Origin of the sequence: Haemophilus paracuniculus (assembly GCF_002015115.1) — a bacterium.
Lineage (GTDB): Bacteria > Pseudomonadota > Gammaproteobacteria > Enterobacterales > Pasteurellaceae > Haemophilus_E > Haemophilus_E paracuniculus.
The window spans coordinates 25,574-49,359 of the sequence record NZ_MUYA01000012.1; the positions used below are offsets into that span (position 1 = coordinate 25,574).

Consider the following 23,786-nt stretch of genomic DNA (forward strand, 5'->3'; position numbering starts at 1 on the left):
TCCCCCCTCTCCCACCAGTGGGAGAGGGTTTTCACTCTCGCCCGTTTACGGGAGAGAGACAGCCACAAATTGCGTTCAGCAAATTGTGGCAGAGAGAGGGTTTACAAGCGGTAAGATTGAGTGAAAATTTTGCGAAATCCTACACCTTGCAGGACGCCAGCTTGGCGTCCCTACGATTATTTATTGAGACCAACTTTCCGCTAATCCACGCGAAAGTCGGCTCACGCTACCCGCCCCTTGGGCTAAAATCAGATCACCGTCTTGGATAATTTGATCCAACACTTCTCCGAGCTGGTTGGTGTCGGACACCAAAATCGGATCGACTTTGCCGAGATTGCGGATCGAGCGGCAGAGGGATTTGCTGTCTGCCCCCACGATTGGGGCTTCGCCTGCGGCATAGACATCAAGCATAATCAAGGCATCAACCTGCGACAGCACCTGCACGAAATCATCAAACAGATCACGGGTGCGAGAATAGCGGTGCGGTTGGAAAATCATCACGATCCGCTTATCTTCCCAGCCTTGGCGAGCCGCTTTAATGGTTACATCGACTTCCGTTGGGTGATGTCCGTAGTCGTCCACCAACAACACTTTTCCATTCGGGCGGATAAATGAACCAAGCTGGTCGAAACGGCGACCAGCCCCTTGGAAATCGGCGAGGGCGGCTAAAATCGCTTCATTGCCGATCCCTTCTTCTTTCGCCACCGCAAGGGCTGCCGTGGCGTTGAGGGCGTTATGTTTCCCAGGTACGTTGAGCAATACCTCAATTCGCTCGCCATTCGGACAAATCACGGTGTAATGCCCTTGGAAACCCGTTTGCTGATAATCTTCAATGCGATAATCCGCCGTTTCGCTGAAACCATAAGTAATCACTTGGCGCCCCACTTTCGGGGCAATTTCCATTACGGTCGCATCATCGGCACACATCACCGCCAAACCGTAGAACGGCAAGTTACGCAAGAAATTGACGTAGGTCTCTTTCATTTTCTCGAAATCGCCGCCGTAGGTGTCCATATGGTCAGGCTCGATATTGGTTACCACTGATACCATTGGCTGCAAATGCAGGAACGAAGCATCGCTCTCGTCCGCCTCGGCGATCAAATAACGGCTCGCCCCTAAGTGGGCGTTTTTGCCCGCCGATTTCACCAAACCGCCGTTCACAAAGGTCGGATCGAGTTTGGCTTCGGTATAAATCATTGAAATCATTGCGGTGGTGGTCGTTTTGCCGTGCGTGCCTGCAATCGCAATGCCGTGGCGGAATCGCATAATTTCCGCCAACATTTCGGCACGTTGAATCACGGGGATACGGTTCTCTTTCGCCGCTGCCACCTCGGGGTTTTGCTCATCAATCGCACTGGACGCAACCACTACACTCGCCCCTTCAATATTTTCCGCTTGATGCCCGAAGAAAATTTTCGCCCCAGCCTTAGCAAGGCGTTGGGTTACCGCACTCTCGGCGATGTCCGATCCCGAAATTTGGTAGCCCTCATTCAGCAACACCTCGGCGATCCCACTCATTCCAGCCCCGCCGATCCCAATAAAATGGATCTGGCTCACACGACGCATTTCAGGAATGATTTTCTTCACTTTATCTTGGAAATTTTTCATTTTTTGTCCTTGTGATGATATTTTTTGATTTGGAAGCGGTGGGATTTTTGGAAAAATCCGCAAAACTTTTTATTGTTACTTTCTTTGCTTGTGCAAAGAAAGTAACCAAAGAAAGCACACCCAAACATTTTGCTTTATTTCGCTTGTTTCTAATTTCTACGAACGATTTGTAAACTCGCCTACTTCGTAGGCTCAAACAGTACAAATCGTTCTTGAAATTGACGAAACCGCTCAACGCAAAATGATGGGAAAATGTCCGAACAAATAATCGTTCGTAGGGGCGGATTTTATATCCGCCCTTATTATGAAATTTTTAAAAATCCCACCGCTTGTATTAGTTCGCCTCAGCCACAATCACTTCCGCGACACGTTGGGCGGCGGTTGGGGTGGCTTTGGCACGGGCTTTGATTGCCATTTCCGTTAATTTTTGGCGATCCGCAATCAACGACTCAATCGCTTTGAATAAATTCTCAGGGGTAAAATCGCTCTGTTCGATAATGATCGCCGCCCCCTCTTGGGCTAGATAATTAGCATTCAAAAATTGTTGGCGATCCTTGTGTTGATATGGCACGAAAATCGCTGGCAAACCTGCGGCGGCGATTTCGCACACGGTCAAAGCCCCCGAACGGCAAATCACTAAATCCGCCCATTCGTAGGCGGCTCGCATATCGTCAATAAATTCCGAAGCCACACCGTTTTGGGTGCTTTGGTAAATTTCTTCCACCCCAGCCAAATTACCTTTGCCGACTTGGTGGCTGATAAAGACTTGATTACCCAGCATTTTCGCCAGTTGCGGCACGGTGTCGTTAATCACTTTCGCCCCTTGGCTACCGCCCATTACCAAAATGTTGATCGGGTAGCCACGCTCGGCAAAACGCTGTTGTGGTTCAGGCAAATTGGCAAGATCTTCACGCACAGGGTTGCCGACCACTTCCGCATTCGGAAACGCCGTTGGAAAGGCTTGCAACACACGGCGAGCGATTTTGGCAAGCCAAACGTTGGTCATTCCTGCCACCGCATTTTGCTCGTGCAAAATCACGGGTACGCCACACAGTTTCGCCGCAATGCCGCCCGGCCCAGACACATAACCGCCCATTCCCAACACAGCATCAGGCTGATAATTTTTGATGATTTTACGAGCTTGCATTACCGCACGCAGGATCGCAAAAGGGGCTTTGAGCAACGCCCCGATCCCTTTGCCTTTTAAACCTGAAATTTGAATGAAATCAATCGCAATGCCGTGTTTCGGCACAAGGGTGGCTTCCATTCGATCTTGCGTCCCCAGCCAGCGAATTTCCCAGCCTTGTTTTTGCAATTCTCTCGCCACAGCGATGGCAGGGAAAACGTGTCCGCCCGTGCCACCTGCCATTACTAATAATTTTTTTGCCATTTTTTACTCTTTATTTGAATGTAATTTATGCAATTAACGGAAATTATTAAAATTCGGCTATTCTACAATATTTCTCAATCAATTGCGGAATTTATTTCAAAATAAAAGCGGTAGGATTTTGTGAAATTTAACAAAATCCTACCGCTTGTTATTAGGCTTTACGTTTGGCTGAACCAATTCTGGCGAGCCGATTTTCGTAATCGATCCGCAATACGAAGCCAAGGGCGATTGAGATCGCAATCAGGCTCGATCCACCATAACTGACGAAAGGGAAGGTCAAACCTTTGGCGGGCAAGGCAGAAGACACCACCCCTAAATTCCCGAAAGATTGCCCGAAGAACCATAAGCCAATCCCCACCGCCAAATAGCCTTTGTAACGTTCCGTCAGTTGGAATGATTCATAGGCAATTTTAAAAATGCGGAATGAAATCAATAACACAAGGAAAACGATCACGAGCAAGCCGAGAAAACCAAATTCCTCGCCGATAATTGCCATAATGAAATCCGTGTGCTGTTCGGGTAAATTGCCTAATTTACCAATCGAATTCCCCAATCCCACACCGTTAATGCCACCAGAAGAAAGGGCAAACAGGGATTCCGATTGCTGTAAGCCTTGTTGCTCATAAGTGCCAAAGGGATCTAAAAAGCCAACCAAACGCCCAAGACGATAATCCGCCCCACTGAGGTAAGCTATTCCCCCAATAATGGCAACAGGTGAAAGTGCGACAAATTGTATTTTTCTCATTCCTGCTAACAGAAACATTGCCATCGTTAAGGCACAGGAAATCACAATACTGCCCGTATCAGACTGGAAATTGAATGCAACAAGAAAAGCAACAATAACCACGGTTGGCACTAATGCACTAATCGGGCTGAGATGAATCCGCTCATATTGGCGAGAGCAATAACTCGCTAAATAGCTAATAATCGCTAATTTGGCAAATTCTGAGGCTTGGAAATTGATCGGCCCGAGCTGAATCCAACGTATTGCCCCATTCACTTTTTTACCGATCATCACCGTGAGAAAAAGCAAAATTAACGTGCCAAATAACACCAAAAAGACCGTTTTTTTATTTTCCATAATCCAGATCGGAATTTGGCTAGATAACATCACCACCGAAATGGAAATAAATGCAAAAATTGCTTGTTTGCTGATCAAACCTAATTCACTGGCTTTGGTGATGTCCACCGAAGCAGAGGTTACGGCGATGATCCCCACCGTCAATAGCAGAAAATAGCCCCAAAGTAAGGTGCGATCATAAAGGGCATTTGGGGGCGTGATTTCCGTCCAAACCGCCCATTTTTGCTTAATATTTTCCCACATTACGCCGCATTCCCCTGCGTTAATTTCCCTTGGGCTAACTCGGCGAACTGTTTACCTCGCACCTCAAAATTTGGGAATTGGTCGAGGCTGGCACAGGCTGGCGAGAGCAACACCATATCGCCCTGTTTGAGTTGAGGGCGGATTTGTGCTACCGCTTCCGCCATTGTTTCGACTAGAACGCTTTGGCTGGTTAATTCCGCCAATTTTGCCCCGTCTTGTCCGAAGCAATAGCAGATGATATGGGGTTGACTAACAAGCGGTTTTAATTCGGAAAAATCTGCCTCTTTGCCGTCGCCACCGAGTAGCAAATAGAGCTTGCCAGCCACTTGTAAGCCGTTTAACGCCGCCACCGTGCTACCCACGTTGGTCGCTTTGGAATCATTGATCCAACGCACGCCGTCCGTGGTTGGCACAAGTTGGAAACGGTGATCTAAGCCACCATAACTCTGCAAGGCTTTCACAATCCCCTCACGCGGTACGCCCGCTGCTTCCGCCAACGCCATTGAGGCAAGGGCGTTCATTTCGTTATGGCGACCGCTAATTTTCATCTGTTTGGTGCTGATAATCGCCGTATCCCCTGCGTAAAGCTGACCATTTTTCAAGCTATATTCCGCATTTTGCTCAGCGAAACGAATTAAGGATCGACCCGCTTGTTCAGGGTAAGTTTGTGGATCTTCGCCATTGACGATGATATGTTCCGCATTATCGTAGATCTTCAATTTTGCCAAACGATAATCGGCAATCGACTCGTAGCGATCCATATGATCTTCACTGATATTCAACACCGTTGCCGATTTTGCTTTGAGGGAATAGGTGGTTTCAAGCTGGAAACTCGATAATTCCAGTACATACAATTCATAATCTTCATTGAGCAAACTCAACGCAGGCACGCCGATATTGCCGCCCATTCCCACTTTGATCCCTGCCTGTTTCGCCATTTCGGTGGTTAGGGTGGTTACGGTGCTTTTTCCGTTTGAGCCTGTAATCGCAATGATCGGGGCTTTTGCCTCACGGCAAAATAGTTCAATATCGCCCACCACTTCCACGCCAGCTTGGATCGCTTTCTGAATTTCAGGAGTTGCCAACGCCAGCCCAGGGCTAATCACGATCAAATCCGAACCAAGCAACCAATCAAGGTTCAAACCGCCCGTATGCAACGGCACATCACTCGGCAACTGATCCGCCCCCGCAGGTTTCTCACGGGTATCAATCACCTGAATTTTCGCCCCTTTATCGGCAAAAAATTCGACACAAGATAAGCCTGTTTTACCCAAGCCGATAATGGTTACTGTTTTTCCTTGATATGGATTTTGCATAATTGATTCTCTTTGATAGGTAAATTTTTGGGAAATCTGACCGCTTGTATTCCCTCTCTCTGCTTGAAATAGCCTTACTCTATTTCAAGCTGTCTCTCTCCCATAAATGGGAGAGAGTTTTTATTCTTATGTAAATTCAACCCTCTCCCACTAGTGGGAGAGGGAAAGAAATTGACTTCGTTCAGAAGTCAATTTCAGGGAGAGGGAAATGAATTAGCGAAGTTTCAAGGTTACCAACCCAACTAACACAAGGATTAGGGTAATAATCCAGAAGCGGACGATAACACGAGGTTCTGGCCAGCCGAGGAGTTCAAAGTGGTGGTGGATCGGTGCCATTCGGAAGATGCGTTTTTTGCGAAGTTTGTATGAACCCACTTGCAAAATCACCGAAAGAGCTTCCACCACAAACACGCCGCCCATAATCACGAGTAAGAACTCTTGGCGAACCAATACGGCGATCACGCCTAACGCACCGCCCAATGAGAGTGAGCCGACATCGCCCATAAACACTTGGGCTGGGTAGGTGTTATACCATAGGAAACCTAAACCTGCCCCGACAATAGCGGTACAGACAATCACTAATTCGCCGGCGTATTTCACATAAGGAATGTTGAGGTATTCGGCAAAATTCACGTTACCTGTCGCCCACGCGATTAAGGCGAATGCCGAAGCCACCATAATGATTGGCACGATTGCCAAGCCGTCTAAGCCGTCCGTGAGGTTTACTGCGTTACTCGTTCCCACAATCACAAAATAGCTCAACACAATGTAGAACAAACCAAGTTGGGGCATTATGTCTTTAAAGAATGGCACAACCAACTGAGTGGCGGAAGTGTCTTTGCCGATGCTATACATAATAAACGCCGCCACTAAGGCAACCACCGAAAGCCAAAAATACTTCCAACGGGCGATTAAGCCGTCCGTGTTTTTGCGAGCGATTTTCCAATAATCATCGACAAAACCGATCACGCCGTAGCCGAACAGAATAAACAAGGTGATCCAAACATAAGGGTTGCCGAGATTTGCCCAAAGTAGCGTACTCACCCCGATCCCAAACAGGATCATTACACCGCCCATTGTTGGCGTGCCACGTTTTTTGAAGTGGCTTTCAGGGCCGTCATTTCGCACTTCTTGCCCAAATTTGAGAATTTGCAAACGGCGAATTACCGTTGGCCCAATCCAAAGCCCAATCGCCATTGCGGTCAACAACGCCATAATGGAACGGAAAGTAATATAAGATACCACGTTAAACACGGTGTGATATTGAACAAGATATTCAGCAAGCCACACTAACATTTGATCTTCCTTAAAATTAAAATGAAAGGTTAAAAGATGTACATAAATCGGAAATCAGCGTTTCCATTTTTTGGCTACGCGAGCCTTTGGCAAGCAACACAAGCGGTTGTTTTTGCTCGATTTTTTGCGAAATAATCGGTAATAAGAAATCGTGCATTGCCTGTTTATCGTCAAAATGATGAGCCGCATTTTGGCTAATCACTGCACTCTCTTTACCGAAACTGACGATTAAATCCAACTGGGCTTGTTGAGCGAAATCCGCCACTTCTTGGTGGCAACTCGCACTTTCCGCCCCCAATTCTGCCATATCGCCCACCGCAAAAATACGGAACGCAGGGTAATTTTGTAGCACGGAAATCGCCGATTTCATTGAATCCACATTGGCGTTATAGGTGTCGTCAATCAGTAAACAATGCTCGTTAATCTCAACGGGATAGAGCCGACCTTTCACCGCCGAACGCTGTTCCAACCCTGCTTTTACGGCATTTAAATCCGCCCCGACCGACATCGCCAACGCCGTTGCCGCTAACGCGTTACTCACGTTATGTTGCCCCAAATAGGGCAAATTGATCTCAATGTTGCCCTGCGGCGAATGTAGCATAAAACGCGAACCCGTTAAGGTTAAGACGACATTTTCCGCCCAATAATCCGCCTGCGGATTTTCCACCGCAAAGGTGTGCATTGTACGCTTTCCTATCGCACTCTGCCACTCTGGATAGTAATGATCCAAATTGACAATCGCCACGCCGTCCGCTTTCAAGCCTTGATAAATCTCGCCTTTCGCCTGTGCCACACCCGCCAACGAGCCAAAGCCCTCTAAGTGAGCGGCGGCGACATTGTTCACTAAACAAGCATCAGGTTGAGCCATTGCCGTGGTGTAAGCGATTTCGCCAATATGGTTCGCCCCCAATTCCACCACTGCAAATTTGTGCTGTTCCGTGAGGCGAAGTAGGGTCATCGGCACGCCAAAATCGTTGTTCAAATTGCCGAAGGTATATAAAACCTCGTCCACACAAGCGGTCAGATTCTGCAAAATTTTGGCGGTCATCTCTTTCACAGTGGTTTTACCCGATGAGCCCGTCATCGCCACCGTTTTCGGGTTGAGTTTGGCTTTTAACCATTTCGCCAACTGCCCCAACGCAAGGCGAGTGTCCGCCACCACAATTTGAGGCACGCTGACTGCCATTTCACGCTCAACCACCACCGCGACACAACCCTGTTGCACCGCGTTTTCCAAATAATCGTGCGCGTCAAACTTCTCGCCTTTCAACGCAAAAAATAGCCCCGAACGCACCGCTTGTCGGGTGTCGGTACTCACATTTTCGACACTCACGTCCCCGCCAATCAATTTCCCATTTAAAATTTCAGCGAGTTGAGTTGTTGTTAATTTAATCATTTCAGTCCTTTTTTATTTTTATTTAATCGCTTGTTGCCAATCAATAAATCTTTTTTCTTCAATTTTGCCTTTTTCTCTGCCGATTGAAATCACCGCTTGTTGAAATAATTTCGCCAGATCTTTTTGACCCAATAAGGATAAACATTTAATCACTCTGGTGATTCTTAATTGATTATGATTATAAGATCTTAACCAAAAATGAGTTCGACTATTCAAATCCTCTTTTGGAAAGATTTGCCCATTTTCAAATGTTAATCCCCAAAAATTCAACATCATTTCAAAAGAGCGTAATAAATTCTGCTGGGCTAATTCACTTTGCTGAATTTTTTCACAATCTTGCTCAGTTAAAATAGGCTGTTTTATAAAAGGCTCGTTAGACGGTTCATTTAAAGGGAAAATCCATTGAATATAATTATGAGCAAGCTCTAAATTACGCCAATTTGATTCAAGTTGCCAAATATCCGTAAGATAACGCCCATAAGCATCCTTGGCTTTTCCCTCTAAAAATTCAACAATGCTCTGCACTATAAATATCTCTTCGCCGTTTCCTGATCGGAAAAATGGAATTTTTCCTTGCCGATGATTTGGTAATCTTCGTGACCTTTGCCAGCGATCAACACCACATCTTTGGCGGTGGCGGTTTGGATCGCAGTTTGGATCGCTTGTTCGCGGTTGTGGATCACTTGCACTGCTTGCGGATCGGCGAAACCTGCCAAAATATCCGCCATAATTTTTTGGTTGTCTTCGGTGCGAGGGTTGTCGTCCGTGGCGATCACTTTGTCGGCGAATTGTTCCGCCACTTTCGCCATTAACGGGCGTTTGCCCGAATCGCGGTCGCCACCACAGCCGAAAATGCACCATAATTCGCCCTCACAATGTAGGCGAGCGGCGGCGAGGGCTTTTTCGAGGGCGTCTGGGGTGTGGGCATAATCCACGATCACCATTGGTTTGTTGTCGCCCGTTAAACATTCCATTCGTCCGCAAACGCCGTTGAGAAGCGGCGCGGTTTCGACTAATTTTTGCAGGTCAAAACCGAGGGCGAGCAAGCCTGCAAAGGCAGTCAATAAATTGCTGACGTTAAACGCCCCGATCAATTTGCTGTTCAATTCGCCCTTGCCCCAACTGCTTTCAAACGCAATGCTCGCCCCTTGTAGGGTAAATTTGACCGAAGTCGCTTTGACGAATTGATGCGAAGTGGCAAAATTTGGGTCGCAACTGACCGCTATCGCCTCGGGCAGTTTCGCCAGCCATTCACGCCCGATTTCATCATCGGCGTTGATCACTTTCGCTTTGGTGTTTAATTCGCTGAATAGGCGGAATTTGGCGGCAGCGTATTCTGCCATTGTGTTGTGATAATCGAGGTGATCACGGCTGAGATTGCTGAACATCGCTAAATCAAAGGCGAGGGCTTCGGCACGAAATTGAGCCAAACCGTGCGAGGAGACTTCCATCGCACAAAAATCCGCCCCTTGTGCCACAAAGCTGGCGAGGTTGCGTTGAATTTCAATCGCCGATCCCGTGGTGTTTACCGCCTCTTGCACCTGCCCATAAAGCCCGTTGCCAATCGTTCCCATTACCGCTGATTTTCCGCCCAGCAGATTTCGCCATTGTGCCAAGAGTTGGGCGGTGGTGGTTTTGCCGTTCGTGCCTGTAATGCCTGCGAGGACTAATTTTTCGCTCGGTTTGTCGTAAAACGCCCCTGCAATTTCCGACAAAATTTTCGGCAAATTCGGCACAGAAAGCACAGTGCAAGCGGTAGGATTTGGCGAAATTTCGAGGAAACTGACCGCTTGTTGCCCTTCATCCGCCTCGGCTAAAATCAGGCTCGCCCCTTGCTCAATCGCTTTTGAAATAAAAGTACGACCGTCCACTTGATGCCCTTTCAAGGCGACAAACAGATCCCCCGACTGCACTTGACGGCTGTCGAGGGTCATTTGATTGAGGGAACGATTATCCGCCACTAATTGCGGAAAAAAAGCGTGCAAGCGTTTCATTTGGTTTCCTTATAGATTATCTGGTTTGATATTTTTAATGCGTAAGGTTTCGCCCATTATGCTCGAAAAGAGCGGGGCGGAAACCGCACCACCGTAGTAAGCCCCTGCTTTCGGTTCGTCAATCAGCACCACCAACGCAAAGCGAGGATCGCTCGCTGGGGCAATGCCTGCGGTGTAGGCGAGGTATTTATCCACATATTTTCCCCCCTCAATTTTACGAGCTGTACCCGTTTTGATTGCCACACGGTAGCCGTCCACCGCCGCTCGCTGACCGCCCTCGCCTTTTGCAGCTACCGCTTCCATCATTTTTACCACCTCACGGGTAATTTTTTCAGGAAGTACCCGCTTGCTATCGACTGGCGGGGAAACTTTGATAATCGAAAGAGGTTTTGCCAAGCCAAAACTGCCCAAGGTGGCGTAGGCTTTGGCGAGTTGTACGGGGGTAACAGTTAAGCCGTAGCCGTAAGCGTAGGTGGCTCGTTCAACATCCGCCCAACGTTTGCGGTCGCCCAATACGCCTTTTTGTTCGCCTAAACCTAGGTTGGTATCTTGTCCGAAACCGACCGCTTTGTAAGTATCCACCAATGCATTGGGTGGCATTCGCAACGCCAAACGACTCACCCCACGGTTACTTGATTTCTGCAAAATGCCCGTTAAGGAAAGGCTAGATTGAGGCGAAACGTCTCTAACGGCAAAATCATTCAAAATCAATGGACCTGTATTGATGATTTCATCAAGGTAAGTTGCCTTTTTCTCTAAGGCGGTTAGCACCACCAAAGGTTTGACCGTTGAACCTGGTTCGAAAGTGTCGGTGATCGCACGGTTTCGAGCTAGTTCGTTTTTATAGGTTTCACGGTTATTTGGATTGTAAGAGGGCGCACTCGCCATTGCTAAAATTTCGCCCGTGTTAATATCCACTAACACCGCCGTACCAAAAATAGCTTTATGCTCGGCAACCGCTTTTTTGACATAGTGGTAAGCAATGGCTTGCAAATCTTCATCAATGCTCAATACCACATCCATTGGATTGTACGGGGCTTGATAATCAAAGGATTCCGTAATGCGATTTTTGCGGTTAGCAAGTAGGCTTTCTTGCCCGTTTCTGCCGATCAGCAAGGAATTGAAACTCAATTCTAACCCCTCGCTGCCCTGTAAGGTTCGATGCGTTCCTCGAATACCTTTCACTTCTTTTTCTTGGGTTAAGCCCAATAAAGGGGCAATTGCTTCACCCAGAGGGTAATAGCGTTTTGGCTCTTTAACGGAAGACATTGTGGCAATATCAAGCCCATCGGCTAGGTAATTGGCATCACTTTCTTGCACCTGACGCACTACATACTGATAGCGGCTTTGATAGTTTTGGTAAATTTTCGCCATTAGATCCGAATAGGAAACATTCGCCACGTTGGCGACTTCTTTCCACTTCTCTTTTTCGGCTTCCAAATCTTTTTTCTCTTGCTCTAAAAAGAGGGAATTAGGATTATTCCGCACTTTTTTGATTAACACATCGTAATCAATTTGGGTTGCCTGTGCTAAGGTTAGCCAGAAATCGTTGGCGTTAATGTTCATCAAGGCTCGAGGATCAATTTTCGTATAATTCTCTTTCAAAAAGGCACGAATATTGTTTTGGATCGTTTTCGTTTTGCCCTCAACATCTTTGGCGAGGTTGGTAAGCTGTTTTTCGCTACGCAAAAGGCGTGATTCAAAATAATCACGGGGGGAAAAAACTAACGAATAAAGAGGAACACTGGTTGCCAAAATACGCCCGTTGCGATCCACAATTTGAGCCCGTGAATAGGGTAAATCGTTCTGTTTGAGATGACGTTTTTTCATCTCTTTTTGGTTGGTGTTGGCACTGATCGTCTGTTCATAAAAGATTTTACCCACGACCGCTGCCACCGAAAGCAGCATCAACAAGCCAATCACAATCGCAAAACCTTTGGAAAAAATCGGTAACGTAGGCAAATCCTCTTTTATCTTGGTTTGGATTTTATTTTCTCGCTCAGTGAGGCTTTTCCAAATGAGCATCCAAATTTCTTTCAACAACTTCATTATTTCTTCTCTAAAATTAGCTCTTGTTCTTTACGGATTGGCTGCAAGCCTAATTTAGTCGCAATGCCGTCCACACGGGTGCGTTGGCTTTGGGTGTTTTCTTCCATTAACAAATTAAGATGTTCATTCTCTAATTTCACTCGTTGCTTGGTTTCCACCCGATATTGCACAATTTGCGAACGATATTCCGCCGTTACCCAAATGGTAAAAAACGAAACACCGATAATCGCCGCAATCAAAAAAATCGCCAGCAAATTGCTTTTTTTGCCGAAGAGATCGTCCGAGATAATTTGTAGTAACGAGCTACGCTCTTGCTTTGGTTCTATCATCTTTTTTCCGCCAATCTTAACACCGCACTACGGGAACGAGGGTTCGCTTCAATTTCTTGCTCGCTCGGCATAATCGCCTTGCCTATCGCTTTGAGGGGGATATTTTTGTTCAATTCACTTTCCAAAATCGGCAAGCCTTTCGGCACACTTTCGCCCTTACTGTGCTTTTTAATGAACTGTTTGACCATTCGATCTTCAAGGGAATGGAAGCTGATGATCGACAACCGCCCTGTTGGGGCAAGCACGCTTAACGCCGAATTGAGGGCTTTTTCTAATTCGTCTAATTCGCTGTTGATAAAAATGCGGATCGCTTGAAACGAGCGAGTGGCAGGGTGTTTGTGCTTATCTTTAAACGGCACGGCGTTGGCGATAATCTCTGCCAACTGCAAGGTGCGAGAGATTTTTTCGCTTGCCGATTTATTGTAGGAAACCACCGCTTGTGCGATGCGTTTAGCAAAACGTTCCTCACCAAAGGTTTTCAGCACCCACGCCAAATCGTCCACGCTCACTTGGGCGAGCCATTCCATTGCGGACAACCCTTTGGTGGTGTCCATTCGCATATCGAGCGGTCCATCACGCATAAAGCTAAACCCGCGTTCCGCTTCGTCAAGTTGCGGCGAGGATACGCCAAGATCGAGCAAAATGCCGTCAATTTTGCCGATTAAGCCGAGATCTTGACAAATTTCAGGGATCGCCGAAAAGGCACTATGCACGATTTGAAAACGAGGATCATCAATGGTTTCGGCTTCCGCAATCGCACGGGGATCACGATCGGTGGCGATCAATCGCCCCTGTTCTCCGAGTTGGGAAAGGATTAAACGAGAATGTCCGCCACGCCCGAAAGTGCCGTCAATATAGATGCCATTGGGCTTGATCGCCAATCCATCAACGGCTTCGTGCAAAAGCACCGTAATGTGTTTGTGGCTTGATTCATTCATTGCTGTCCGCACCTATCCGAAAAATTTAGTGAAAAATAACCTGCGGATTTTAGCGGTTAAAACCTTATGCGACAAGCAACTTTAATGTGATTTACGAAAAAAATCCCCGCTTGCAAGCGGGGACTTTCTTGAAAATTTTAGGCTTTCTTCAAAAATTCTGATTTTAGTAATAATTTACCGCAATCCACATTGTGATCGCCGTTCACAAGGCGAATCCCTTTGAATTTTGTGCCTTTTTTCAACACTTCTGACGAGCCTTTTAATTTCAAATCTTTGATTAGCAACACATCATCGCCGTCTGCCAATAAATTGCCGTTGCTATCTTTGACGATAAGCTGATCTTCATCGGCTTCCGCCACTTCTTCGCCGTTCCATTCGTAGGCACAATCAGGGCAAACGAACTGAATCGAATCGTGGTAAGTGTTTTCGCTTTGGCATTTAGGGCAATTTGGGTAACTCATATTATTCCTTAATGTAATGAAAAGTTGAGGGATTATAATCAATATGAATGATTATTCAAGATTTTGGATTTGCTCACGCATCTGTTCGATCAGCACTTTTAATTCCACCGCCGAGTTGGTAACGTCCGCATTGATCGATTTTGAAGCGAGGGTGTTTGCCTCACGGTTTAGCTCTTGCATCATAAAATCGAGCTTACGCCCCACCGCCCCGCCTTTGTTGAGGATCGACGTGGTTTCCTTGACGTGCAGTTGCAAGCGATCTAGCTCTTCCGCCACATCGACCCGTTGAGCGAGCAACACCATTTCTTGTTCAAGGCGTTGCGGATCGAGCTGTAAATTGAGTTCATCAAAACGCTGCTGCAAGCGGTCTTTTTGCCATTGCAAAATACTTGGCATCTGGGCTTGCACCTTGCTTGCTTCGCTGGCAATTGCGTCTAAACGTTGCTGAATCAACGCCTGTAAATTTGCCCCCTCACGCCCACGCATTGCAATAAAATCAGCGAGAATTTGCTCAAACCCTGCTAGCAGATCTTGGCTGATTTGGTCGAGATCTTGATTTTGGCTATCCACCACCCCAGGGAAACGCAAAATATCCACAAGGTTAATTTCTCCCTCGTTGGCGGTCTCTTTCAGCCATTTGAGCGAGCTGATCACCTGTTTAGCATACTCTTGATTAAGGGAAAGTTCGCCATTTTGTTGCTGATTCAACTCAATTCGCAAGCTACATTCCACCTTGCCACGGGTCAGCGAGCTACGCAAACGCTCACGCAGGGTCATTTCAAGGTTGCGAAACGCCTCTGGCAAGCGGAAATAAGTTTCTAAAAAACGTTGATTGACCGAGCGGATTTCCCACACGGCGTTGCCCCACGGTTGCTTGATTTCGTGGTGGGCAAAAGCGGTCATACTGTAAATCATTGTTCTTCCTGTTAAGCCGTTAAAAATCCGCACATTGTAATCGCTTATTTGCTAAAATGGGCAAAATTTTTAATGAAATAAGGAAAAATATGCGTCCAAATAACCGCTTGGCGAACCAAATTCGCCCGATCAAAATTACTCGTAACTACACCAAATACGCCGAAGGCTCGGTGTTAATCGAATTTGGCGACACCAAAGTGCTTTGCAACGCCACCGTGGAAGAGAGCGTACCACGCTTTTTGAAAGGGCAAAATCAAGGCTGGATCACCGCCGAATATGGAATGTTGCCGCGTGCCACCCACACCCGCACCCAACGTGAAGCGGCGAAAGGCAAACAGGGCGGACGCACAATGGAAATCCAGCGTTTAATCGCCCGCTCATTGCGTGCGGTGGTCGATTTAAACGCCCTCGGCGAACGCACCATTACCCTTGATTGCGATGTGATCCAAGCAGACGGTGGCACTCGCACCGCGGCGATCACAGGCTCTTGCGTTGCCCTGCACGATGCCCTCGCTAAATTAGTCGAAAACGGCACGCTCAAACAAAACCCGATGAAAGGCTTGGTGGCAGCGGTTTCCGTCGGAATCGTGGACGGCGAAGCGGTGTGCGATTTGGAATATGTGGAAGATTCCAACGCCGAAACGGATATGAACGTGGTAATGGTGGAAGACGGGCGTTTAGTCGAAGTGCAAGGCACCGCCGAGGGCGAACCTTTCTCGCACAATGAACTATTAACCCTACTCGACCTTGCAAAACAGGGCGTAGAGCAGTTGGTGCAGGCACAAAAACAAGCATTAGTAATTTAATACTCATCTAATAAGCGGGTGGCTTTTGAAAAAACTCACCCGCAAATAAAAAAGCCCTGAAAGAAAACTTTCAAGGCTTATGAATTTGGTGGAGATAATCGGGATCGAACCGACGACCTCTTGAATGCCATTCAAGCGCTCTCCCAACTGAGCTATATCCCCAAATGCGAGGCAAATAATAATCTTTTGTTACCCTTACTGTCAAGAGAAAATGTGTTAAGTGTTGCTATTCTAACCAAATCAGCAAAATTTCAAAAAATCTTACCGCTTGTTGGGGCGGAAATTGTCGAGGGTGAGCAGGCTAATTGAGATCAGCAAGCAGCCTAATAGCAAATAGGATTTGGTGTCTAACTGCTCGCCGATAAATAGGGAAATCAATAACATTACAAGCGGTTCGATATAGCCTAATAGACCGAGAATGTTCATTGGTAATAAATTATTGGCACTGATAAATAAAATAAAGGCAGAGCCGCTGACTAAGCCGAGTAAGCAGAGATAAATATAGAGATTATTATTTTCAGCAAGCACGGCATTAAAATCAATTTGGGTTAAATAATATAAGGCAAAAGGTAGCACTAAAATAAGTTCTACCACAAAGGTAGGTAAATGGTTAATTTTAAAATAGCGTCTGGCGGTAAAATAAGCGGGGTAGCCGATTCCTGCCACAAAAGTTACCCACGAAATTGATCCGCCTGCGAAAATATTATAAAAAACACCGATTACCGCAAAAAAGAGGGCAAGCCATTTTAAACGGCTGAAATGTTCTTTAAAAACCACTTTGCCAAAAAATACCGCCATTAAGGGTAATAATAAATATCCCACCGAAAGGGGAATACCTTGCCCGTGATTGGCTGCCCATAAAAATAACCAAAGTTGAATCCCCGTATTTAAGGCGAGTAATAATAAAACAAAAATTAAAAAAGGCTGTTGAGCGAGTTTTTGAAATAAGGCTTTAAATTGGGTTTGTTGTTTAAATAGAAAAACGGCAAAGAAGATAACGGGGATTAACACGATAATGCGTAGGGCAAACATACTTTCCCCCGATAACGGGCGAAGTAAAATCGAAAAATAATAGGTTACGCCAAATAAAAGATTTGCCAATAACGCATAAATCATTCCTCTAACCATTTTTCTTCCTCAATCTTTGTTGTTTGATTAACACTAAAATGCCGTCAAAAATCAGTAAAGCAACCGCAATAGATAAACAGCCCATTAAAATATAGGATTCCGTTTTTAAGGTTTCGCCGATTAAAAAGGAAATCAGTAACATAAAACTCGGTTCAACATAGCCTAATAAACCAAGTAAATTAAAGGGAACAAGGCTACTAGCAAGGGTGTAAGAAATTAACGCAATGCCACTCATTAAGCCTAATAACGCAATAAAATAATAGATGTTTGGATTTTCATTTGCGACAAAATTCATATCCGTTTGGCTAATAAAATAGAGCGAGATAGGAATCAGTAATAAAATTTCAAATAAAAAGCTATGAATATGGCTAATTTGATATTTTCGGCGTAGGTGGAAATAAATCGGATAACCTGAAAAAACAAACACACTTTCCCACGAGAGTTTGCCAAGTAAAATAATGTTACTCAACACCCCAATGCCCGCAAAAATAATTGCTAGCCATTTATTGATCGACAAATGTTCTTTATAAATAAATTTACCAAAAGCGACCATCGCAATCGGCATTAACAAATAACCGATAGACACTTCCATTGCCCGTCCGCTGTTGGGGGCGTATAAAAATAGCCACATTTGCGAGCCGACAATCATTGAGGTAACACATAGCACGAGAATCAAAAAAGGCTCTCGTTTCAGCCGCTGCACAAATTGCCAAAATTGGGCTTGTTGTTTGAGTAATAAAATGGCGAGGGCTAAAAAAGGCAGGGTAACCACCATTCTGATCCCGAACAAACTTTCGCCAGAAAGAGGGCGTAATAAGGTGGCGAGGTAATATAAACCGCCGAAAAAGAGAGAGGCTAACAGGGAGCAGAATATACCTTTGAGCATTTGGATTTTAGGAAAATGAAAATTAAGAAATTTGCGGAAAGGACGCCAGCGTGGCGTCCCTACCGTAGGGTCGCAATGCTTGCGACCCAAACAGATCGTAGAATTTAGCAACAAGCGGTAAGATTTTGAAATTTTTCTTTATCCCACCGCTGTAAAATCCTATTCTTGACGATAATTCTTCAAAAACCTCGCCAAACGCCCGATCGCTTCTTCGATTTGGTGAACGTGCGGTAGCGTTACAACACGGAAGTGGTCGGATTTATGCCAGTTAAAGCCCGAGCCTTGCACCAGTAACACTTTTTCTTGTTGTAGCAGGTCGTAGATGAATTTCTGATCGTCCTTAATGCCGTACATTTCGGTGTCGATTTTCGGGAACATATATAACGCCCCTTTCGCTTTTACGCAGCTAATTCCAGGGATTTGCACTAGCAATTCGTGCATTTTGTTGCGTTGTTCGAGTAAACGTCCGCCTGGTAGGATAAATTCGTTAATGCTTTGGTAGCCACCGAGGGCGGTTTGAATCGCGTGCTGCATTGGGGTAACTGCACACAAACGCATTGACGAGAGCATATCTAGCCCCTCAATAAAGCCTTTGGCGTGATTTTTCGGGCCGCTCAACACCATCCAGCCTTGACGGAATCCCGCCACACGGTAGGCTTTCGACAAGCCGTTCATCGTTACGGTCAGCACATCAGGGGCGAGGGCGGCGATGTGATGATGTACCGCCCCATCGTAGATAATTTTTTCGTAAATTTCGTCCGCAAAAATAATCAAATTATGCTGGCGAGCGAGGTCTGCAATTTCCTGCAAGATCGCACGACTATACACCGCCCCCGTTGGGTTATTTGGGTTGATCACGAGGATCGCTTTGGTTCTCGGGCTGATTTTCGCCTTAATATCTTCAATGCTCGGAAACCACTCATTTTCCTCATCGCACAAATAATGCACCGCTTTACCACCTGCGAGGGTCGCCGCCGCCGTCCAAAGTGGGTAATCAGGCATTGGGATCAAAATCTCATCACCATCGTTCAGCAACGCCTGCATTGACATCGTAATCAGCTCAGACACGCCGTTGCCGATGTAAACATCGTTCACGTCCACGCCCATAATCCCTTTTGATTGGTAGTATTGCACCACCGCCTTGCGAGCCGAATAAAGCCCTTTGGAATCGCAGTAGCCTTGGGCGGTCGGCAGGTTGCGGATCACGTCCACCAAAATTTCATCAGGGGCTTCAAAGCCGAACGGGGCAGGGTTGCCGATGTTTAGTTTGAGGATTTTATGCCCCTCTTCTTCAAGGCGTAACGCCTCTTTGTGGATCGGGCCACGGATGTCGTAGCGAACGTGGGATAATTTATCGGATTTTGGAAAACGTTCCATTGTAAATTCCTGTATTTGAAAAGATGAAAATGAAAATTCCCGCACTTTACTCTGATTTGTAAGGAAAAAAAAGAGGAAATACGCTAAAATGCCCCCTCTTTTTTTGTTCAAGCGGTCAGATTTTTAAAAATTTTTGCCAATGTCGATTTTTCATCAATTAAAACAACAACTTAGCCACCAGATTGCGAACCACCGCCCTTGCTCGGGCGTGGTGCGGTATCAGGCGAGTGTACCCTTTTCGGCGGAAAATTTGACCCTACTTCGCTACCTCAAAGCCCAATCTCATTATCCCCAAGCCTTTTGGCAGAGCCGTGATCAACAGCGTTCAATCGTTGCCGTTGGGGCGGTGCGAACCTTTGACAGCCTTGAACAAGCCCAACAATTTGTTGATGAAACGGGGTTTACCCTCGTGGGTGGGGTGCAGTTTGAGGGGCAGAGCCGTTTTATTTTGCCTTGTTTACTGCTCGAAAAAACTTCGCAAAATCTCACCGCTTGTTTCCATTTTGACGGGCAACAAGCGGTCAGTTGCGAGCCATTTTTCGCCGAATGGCAGGCGGAATTTGAGCCGTTGCAAAATCAACTGATTCAACGCCAAACCGCCCTTGATTTTTCCCAATGGACACACAATATCCAGCAAGCGATTGCGGAAATTAACCAGCAAAATTTAAATAAAGTGGTGCTGGCGAATGCCACCAAATTGACCTTTGCCAAGGCAATTAACGGCTACGATTTATTGGCGGAAAGCGTTCGGGCGAATCAAGGTTGTTACCATTTTTTATGGGCGGAAAACGAGCAGGAAATGTTTATCGGGTCAAGCCCCGAACGGCTCTACGCCCGTGATCAGCAAACCTTGCAAACGGAAGCCCTCGCTGGCACGGTGGCGGTGGTTGATGATCTCGCCACCACCGAACGCAACGGCTTGTGGTTGTTGAGTGATCCGAAAAATAGCCACGAAAATCAACTGGTGGTGGACGATATTTGCCAGCACTTCGCCGATTGCGTGAACGAAATTCAGATCGCCGATGTCGAAATCAAGCGTTTGCACAATGTTCAACATTTACGCCGTCCGATTGCAGCCAAGCTCAATCAAGGCGTGAATGATCGAGATTGTTTACGGCGAATCCACCCCACCGCCGCCATTGCAGGTTTGCCCCGTGCTGCGGCGAAACAGTTTATCGCCGAACACGAGCCGTTTAAACGGCAATGGTATGCAGGGGCGTTGGGCTTTTTCAATCCAACCCAAGCGGAATTTTGCGTAACCCTGCGTTCGGGGCGAATTTGTCAAAATCAGATTACCCTTTATGCAGGGGCGGGGATTGTGGCAGGTTCAGAGCCGTTATCGGAATGGCAGGAAATTGAACGCAAAGCCCAAGGATTAAGCCGATTTTTATTTTCACAACCAACTAACGAGGTAAAAAATGAGTGATTTCAATCCAAATAATCCACAAGGATTATCAAATGACGAACAACAAGCCAAACGTACCCTCAAAATCGTTTATGGCTTGATTATTGCAGGGATTATTTTCCCGATTTTTGCCGTGATTGGCGGGATTTACGGCTACATTAAACGCAAAGACACCCCCGTATTACTGGAAATTTCCCACCTTGATTATCAAATCCGCTCGGTGTGGGTGAGCGTGGCGGCATCGTTGGTCGGCTCAATATTGATCGGCTTAATGTCGGGCGTGGGCTTGCTCTTGTTGGCGGTGCAGATTTGGTATCTGGTGCGTGTGATCAACGGGGCGATCAAATACTTCAAAAAGCAAGAAGTCCTCAATCCAGAAAGCTGGTGGCTCTAATCCCACCCTCAAAATTTTTAAAATCAGACCGCTTGCACGCTCAAAATGGGGTGTGCAAGCCTTATTTTTAGCCCCTCTTAGCTTAAAAAGGATATCGAATGTCAAACCCTTTACTCACTTTTACTGGCTTACCGCCGTTTTCTCAAATCAAAGCTGAACATATCCAACCTGCGATTGAACAGTTAATCCAACAATGCCGTGAAACCATTGAAACGGTAGCGAAAATTGAAAATCCAACCTGGGAAAATTTCTATCTGCCACAAGCGATGGCGAGCAACCAATTTTCCCGTGCGTGGTCGCCGATCAGCCACCTCAACGGCGTGAAAAATAGCCCTGAACTGCGTGAAGCCTACCAAGCCTGCTTGCCTTTGTTATCGGAATATAGCACTTGGGCGGGGCAACATCAGGGGCTTTATCAGGGCTACCTCAAATTAAAAAACAGTGCCGAATTTGCCACCCTTTCCCTCGCTCAACAAAAAGCGATTGAAAACAGCCTGCGTGATTTTGAATTGTCGGGCATTTCGTTGCCTGCCGATAAGCAAAAACGCTACGGCGAGGTGTCGGCTCGTTTGTCGGAACTTAGCTCACAATTCAGCAACAATGTGCTAGATGCCACAATGGGCTGGGATATTGTGATCACAGACGAAGCCCAACTGCAAGGCTTGCCAGAATCGGCGTTAGAAGCGGCGAAATTATCGGCAGAAAGCAAAGGCAAAAAAGGCTACCGCTTCACCCTTGAATTTCCAAGCTATTTCCCTGTTTTAACTTACTGCGACAACCGCGAACTGCGTGCGGCTCTCTACAAAGAGTATGCCACCCGAGCGTCCGATCAAGGGGCGAACGCAGGCAAATGGGACAACACCGCCAACATTGACGAAAAATTAGCGTTACGCTTAGAAATGGCGAACTTACTCGGTTTTGCCACTTATGCGGATTTATCCCTCGCCACCAAAATGGCGGAAAGCCCGAAACAAGTGATTGATTTCCTTGAAGATTTGGCAAAACGTTCCAAAGCCCAAGGCGAAAAAGAGCTGGCGGAATTAAAGGCGTTTGTTGAGCAAGAATATGGCGTAACCGAGCTTGAACCTTGGGACATCGCCTATTACAGCGAAAAACAGAAACAAGCCCTTTATGCGATCAACGATGAAGAATTACGCCCTTATTTCCCCGAAGATCGCGTCCTTTCAGGCTTATTTGAATTGATGAAACGCATTTTTGGCTTACGCATCGAAGAAAAATTTGGGGTCGATGTGTGGCACGAAAACGTGCGATTCTTCGATATTTTTGACGAAACCGACCGCTTGCGTGGCTCGTTCTACCTTGATTTATACGCCCGTGAAAACAAACGCGGCGGGGCGTGGATGGACGACTGCATTTCGCAAATGCGATTGGCGGACGGCACGCTACAAAAGCCCGTTGCCTACCTCACTTGCAACTTCAACAAACCGATTGGCGACAAACCCGCCCTGTTTACCCACGATGAAGTTACCACCCTATTCCACGAATTTGGGCACGGCATTCACCATATGCTGACCGAAATTGAGGTGAGCGATGTGTCGGGCATCAGTGGCGTGGCGTGGGATGCCGTGGAATTGCCGAGCCAATTCCTCGAAAATTGGTGCTGGGAAGAAGAAGCCTTGCAATTTATTTCGGGGCATTACCAAACAGGCGAACCGCTACCAAAAGAGAAATTAACCCAACTGCTCAAAGCGAAAAACTTCCAAGCGGCAATGTTTGTGCTACGCCAACTCGAATTTGGCTTGTTTGATTTCCGCCTGCACCTTGCAGAGCCGAAAGCGAACATCGTGCTAGACACCCTCAAAGCGGTGAAAGCAGAAATCGCCGTGGTTAAAACCCCAGAATGGGTACGCACCCCGCACAGTTTCAGCCACATCTTCGCAGGGGGCTACGCCGCAGGCTATTACAGCTACCTTTGGGCGGAAGTGCTTTCGGCAGACGCCTACTCACGCTTCGAGCAAGAGGGCATTTTCAACCGCCAAGTGGGGCAAGATTTCCTCGACAACATCCTAACCCGCGGCGGTTCAGAAGAACCAATGGTCCTTTTTGAACGCTTCCGCGGCAGAAAACCAACCCTCGATGCGTTATTACGCCACAAAGGCATCGCCAACTAACTTCCCCCAAACTTCACAAAACAAAAATGGACGCCAAGCGTCCATTTTTTTATGCAAGAGAGAATTTATCCCCCTCTTTCAGATTTTGCTTACCGTTTGAAATAATTATTTAAAAAATTTTTATTCCTTAAGATATTTTTAAGATCTTTTTGGTTTAATGGCTTTCGTAGCAACGAGGTGGCGGATGCGGCTTCGGTTTTATTTACTCAACCCAAAAGGAAAATTTCAATGAAAAAATTATTACTCACTTCTGTTCTTGCTTTGGCTCTTTCAGCACCAGCAATGGCGGGGTTTCAAAATGGTAATGCGAGCAATGGTAAGAGTGTGGCGAGCCAATCAGCCACTATTTCAAAGGTGGCTCAGGCGAAAAAAGCCCGTGATAATGCTCGTTTTGTGATTAGCGGTAACATCATCAATCAGCTCGGCGATGATGAATTTACCTTTAAAGATGAAACTGGCACGATCCGTATTGATGTGGACGACCGTGCGTGGCGTGGTTTGAATGTGTCGCCGAAAGATCGTATTCGTATCAGCGGTAAAGTGGACGTGGATAGCGACACGGGCGAGCGTACCCTTGAAGTGAACAAAATCACCCGTTAATTTCGCCTTTGTATGGCAAAACAATCATTTATAATAGCGAGG

The 23,786-nt window shown here is 46.5% G+C and carries 21 protein-coding genes and 1 tRNA gene; 5 read left to right on the plus strand and 17 right to left on the minus strand.

Going from position 1 to position 23,786, the window contains the following annotated elements:
* Positions 1–180: 180 nt before the first annotated feature.
* From murC to B0187_RS08395, 13 genes are all read right to left on the minus strand, one after another.
* Positions 181–1,608 (minus strand): UDP-N-acetylmuramate--L-alanine ligase, encoded by a 1,428-nt coding sequence (murC, locus tag B0187_RS08335; RefSeq protein ID WP_078237409.1) that lies wholly within the window; start codon positions 1,606–1,608, stop codon positions 181–183.
* Positions 1,609–1,942: 334 nt separating this feature from the next.
* Positions 1,943–2,998, minus strand: coding sequence for an undecaprenyldiphospho-muramoylpentapeptide beta-N-acetylglucosaminyltransferase (gene murG / locus B0187_RS08340; RefSeq protein WP_078237410.1), 1,056 nt, complete (start codon positions 2,996–2,998; stop codon positions 1,943–1,945).
* A 151-nt stretch (positions 2,999–3,149) separates the two neighbouring features.
* A complete protein-coding gene (locus tag B0187_RS08345; RefSeq protein WP_078237411.1) occupies positions 3,150–4,322 on the minus strand; it encodes an FtsW/RodA/SpoVE family cell cycle protein in 1,173 nt (390 codons plus the stop codon).
* Positions 4,322–5,638 carry a UDP-N-acetylmuramoyl-L-alanine--D-glutamate ligase gene (gene murD, locus B0187_RS08350; RefSeq protein WP_078237412.1) on the minus strand — a complete coding sequence of 439 codons (1,317 nt, stop codon included), beginning with the start codon at positions 5,636–5,638 and terminating at the stop codon, positions 4,322–4,324. Before murD ends, B0187_RS08345 begins: the two co-directional genes overlap by 1 nt.
* Before the next feature lie 213 nt (positions 5,639–5,851).
* Positions 5,852–6,934 (minus strand): phospho-N-acetylmuramoyl-pentapeptide-transferase, encoded by a 1,083-nt coding sequence (gene mraY, locus B0187_RS08355; RefSeq protein ID WP_078237413.1) that lies wholly within the window; start codon positions 6,932–6,934, stop codon positions 5,852–5,854.
* 16 nt (positions 6,935–6,950) lie between these two features.
* Positions 6,951–8,330: a UDP-N-acetylmuramoyl-tripeptide--D-alanyl-D-alanine ligase gene (gene murF / locus B0187_RS08360; RefSeq protein ID WP_078237414.1), complete on the minus strand. Its 1,380-nt coding sequence runs from the start codon at positions 8,328–8,330 to the stop codon at positions 6,951–6,953.
* Between the two features lie 18 nt (positions 8,331–8,348).
* Entirely contained in the window at positions 8,349–8,855 is a 507-nt protein-coding gene (locus B0187_RS10265) for an opioid growth factor receptor-related protein (protein WP_158078232.1), read from the minus strand.
* Positions 8,855–10,324 (minus strand): UDP-N-acetylmuramoyl-L-alanyl-D-glutamate--2,6-diaminopimelate ligase, encoded by a 1,470-nt coding sequence (gene murE / locus B0187_RS08370; protein WP_078237415.1) that lies wholly within the window; start codon positions 10,322–10,324, stop codon positions 8,855–8,857. The genes B0187_RS10265 and murE overlap by 1 nt, the downstream gene beginning before the upstream one ends.
* Positions 10,325–10,333: 9 nt before the next feature.
* A complete protein-coding gene (locus tag B0187_RS08375; protein ID WP_211272720.1) occupies positions 10,334–12,349 on the minus strand; it encodes a penicillin-binding transpeptidase domain-containing protein in 2,016 nt (671 codons plus the stop codon).
* A 23-nt stretch (positions 12,350–12,372) separates the two neighbouring features.
* A complete protein-coding gene (ftsL, locus tag B0187_RS08380; RefSeq protein ID WP_078237417.1) occupies positions 12,373–12,702 on the minus strand; it encodes a cell division protein FtsL in 330 nt (109 codons plus the stop codon).
* Positions 12,699–13,640 (minus strand): 16S rRNA (cytosine(1402)-N(4))-methyltransferase RsmH, encoded by a 942-nt coding sequence (rsmH, locus tag B0187_RS08385; protein WP_078237418.1) that lies wholly within the window; start codon positions 13,638–13,640, stop codon positions 12,699–12,701. The genes ftsL and rsmH overlap by 4 nt, the downstream gene beginning before the upstream one ends.
* 137 nt (positions 13,641–13,777) lie before the next feature.
* Positions 13,778–14,101 carry a zinc ribbon domain-containing protein YjdM gene (locus B0187_RS08390; protein WP_078237419.1) on the minus strand — a complete coding sequence of 108 codons (324 nt, stop codon included), beginning with the start codon at positions 14,099–14,101 and terminating at the stop codon, positions 13,778–13,780.
* 51 nt (positions 14,102–14,152) lie between these two features.
* Positions 14,153–15,016, minus strand: a complete 864-nt coding sequence (locus B0187_RS08395) for a YicC/YloC family endoribonuclease (RefSeq protein ID WP_078237420.1) — start codon at positions 15,014–15,016, stop codon at positions 14,153–14,155.
* 89 nt (positions 15,017–15,105) lie between these two features.
* Between B0187_RS08395 and rph the strand changes: the two genes are divergently transcribed.
* Positions 15,106–15,822, plus strand: coding sequence for a ribonuclease PH (gene rph, locus B0187_RS08400; RefSeq protein WP_078237421.1), 717 nt, complete (start codon positions 15,106–15,108; stop codon positions 15,820–15,822).
* Between the two features lie 86 nt (positions 15,823–15,908).
* Here rph and B0187_RS08405 read toward each other — a convergent pair.
* From B0187_RS08405 to B0187_RS08420, 4 genes are all read right to left on the minus strand, one after another.
* Positions 15,909–15,984: transfer RNA gene (locus B0187_RS08405), tRNA-Ala, on the minus strand.
* Positions 15,985–16,083: 99 nt separating this feature from the next.
* A complete protein-coding gene (gene rarD / locus B0187_RS08410; protein WP_078237422.1) occupies positions 16,084–16,950 on the minus strand; it encodes an EamA family transporter RarD in 867 nt (288 codons plus the stop codon).
* Positions 16,943–17,836, minus strand: a complete 894-nt coding sequence (gene rarD / locus B0187_RS08415) for an EamA family transporter RarD (RefSeq protein ID WP_078237423.1) — start codon at positions 17,834–17,836, stop codon at positions 16,943–16,945. The genes rarD (B0187_RS08410) and rarD (B0187_RS08415) overlap by 8 nt, the downstream gene beginning before the upstream one ends.
* A 159-nt stretch (positions 17,837–17,995) precedes the next feature.
* Complete coding sequence (locus B0187_RS08420) at positions 17,996–19,213, minus strand: pyridoxal phosphate-dependent aminotransferase (protein ID WP_078237424.1); 1,218 nt, start codon at positions 19,211–19,213, stop codon at positions 17,996–17,998.
* Positions 19,214–19,352: 139 nt separating this feature from the next.
* Here B0187_RS08420 and B0187_RS08425 point away from each other — a divergent pair, with 139 nt between their 5' ends.
* From B0187_RS08425 to B0187_RS08440, 4 genes are all read left to right on the plus strand, one after another.
* Positions 19,353–20,639, plus strand: a complete 1,287-nt coding sequence (locus tag B0187_RS08425) for an isochorismate synthase (protein WP_078237425.1) — start codon at positions 19,353–19,355, stop codon at positions 20,637–20,639.
* On the plus strand, positions 20,632–21,012 hold the full coding sequence (locus B0187_RS08430; protein ID WP_078237426.1) for a hypothetical protein: 381 nt from the start codon (positions 20,632–20,634) through the stop codon (positions 21,010–21,012). Before B0187_RS08425 ends, B0187_RS08430 begins: the two co-directional genes overlap by 8 nt.
* 98 nt (positions 21,013–21,110) lie before the next feature.
* Entirely contained in the window at positions 21,111–23,144 is a 2,034-nt protein-coding gene (gene prlC / locus B0187_RS08435) for an oligopeptidase A (protein ID WP_078237427.1), read from the plus strand.
* A 228-nt stretch (positions 23,145–23,372) separates the two neighbouring features.
* Complete coding sequence (locus tag B0187_RS08440; RefSeq protein WP_078237428.1) at positions 23,373–23,744, plus strand: YgiW/YdeI family stress tolerance OB fold protein; 372 nt, start codon at positions 23,373–23,375, stop codon at positions 23,742–23,744.
* Positions 23,745–23,786: the final 42 nt, after the last annotated feature.

Coding starts and splice junctions, on each gene's coding strand:
- rph (WP_078237421.1), top strand. CDS start 15,106: ATGCGTCCAAATAACCGCTTGGCGAACCAAATTCGCCCGATCAAAATT.
- rarD (WP_078237423.1), bottom strand. CDS start 17,836: ATGCTCAAAGGTATATTCTGCTCCCTGTTAGCCTCTCTCTTTTTCGGC.
- B0187_RS08395 (WP_078237420.1), bottom strand. CDS start 15,016: ATGATTTACAGTATGACCGCTTTTGCCCACCACGAAATCAAGCAACCG.
- murF (WP_078237414.1), bottom strand. CDS start 8,330: ATGATTAAATTAACAACAACTCAACTCGCTGAAATTTTAAATGGGAAA.
- B0187_RS08425 (WP_078237425.1), top strand. CDS start 19,353: ATGTCGATTTTTCATCAATTAAAACAACAACTTAGCCACCAGATTGCG.
- murC (WP_078237409.1), bottom strand. CDS start 1,608: ATGAAAAATTTCCAAGATAAAGTGAAGAAAATCATTCCTGAAATGCGT.
- B0187_RS08390 (WP_078237419.1), bottom strand. CDS start 14,101: ATGAGTTACCCAAATTGCCCTAAATGCCAAAGCGAAAACACTTACCAC.
- rsmH (WP_078237418.1), bottom strand. CDS start 13,640: ATGAATGAATCAAGCCACAAACACATTACGGTGCTTTTGCACGAAGCC.
- rarD (WP_078237422.1), bottom strand. CDS start 16,950: ATGGTTAGAGGAATGATTTATGCGTTATTGGCAAATCTTTTATTTGGC.
- murD (WP_078237412.1), bottom strand. CDS start 5,638: ATGCAAAATCCATATCAAGGAAAAACAGTAACCATTATCGGCTTGGGT.
- B0187_RS08440 (WP_078237428.1), top strand. CDS start 23,373: ATGAAAAAATTATTACTCACTTCTGTTCTTGCTTTGGCTCTTTCAGCA.
- ftsL (WP_078237417.1), bottom strand. CDS start 12,702: ATGATAGAACCAAAGCAAGAGCGTAGCTCGTTACTACAAATTATCTCG.
- B0187_RS08345 (WP_078237411.1), bottom strand. CDS start 4,322: ATGTGGGAAAATATTAAGCAAAAATGGGCGGTTTGGACGGAAATCACG.
- prlC (WP_078237427.1), top strand. CDS start 21,111: ATGTCAAACCCTTTACTCACTTTTACTGGCTTACCGCCGTTTTCTCAA.
- mraY (WP_078237413.1), bottom strand. CDS start 6,934: ATGTTAGTGTGGCTTGCTGAATATCTTGTTCAATATCACACCGTGTTT.
- B0187_RS08420 (WP_078237424.1), bottom strand. CDS start 19,213: ATGGAACGTTTTCCAAAATCCGATAAATTATCCCACGTTCGCTACGAC.
- B0187_RS08375 (WP_211272720.1), bottom strand. CDS start 12,349: ATGCTCATTTGGAAAAGCCTCACTGAGCGAGAAAATAAAATCCAAACC.
- murE (WP_078237415.1), bottom strand. CDS start 10,324: ATGAAACGCTTGCACGCTTTTTTTCCGCAATTAGTGGCGGATAATCGT.
- B0187_RS08430 (WP_078237426.1), top strand. CDS start 20,632: ATGAGTGATTTCAATCCAAATAATCCACAAGGATTATCAAATGACGAA.
- murG (WP_078237410.1), bottom strand. CDS start 2,998: ATGGCAAAAAAATTATTAGTAATGGCAGGTGGCACGGGCGGACACGTT.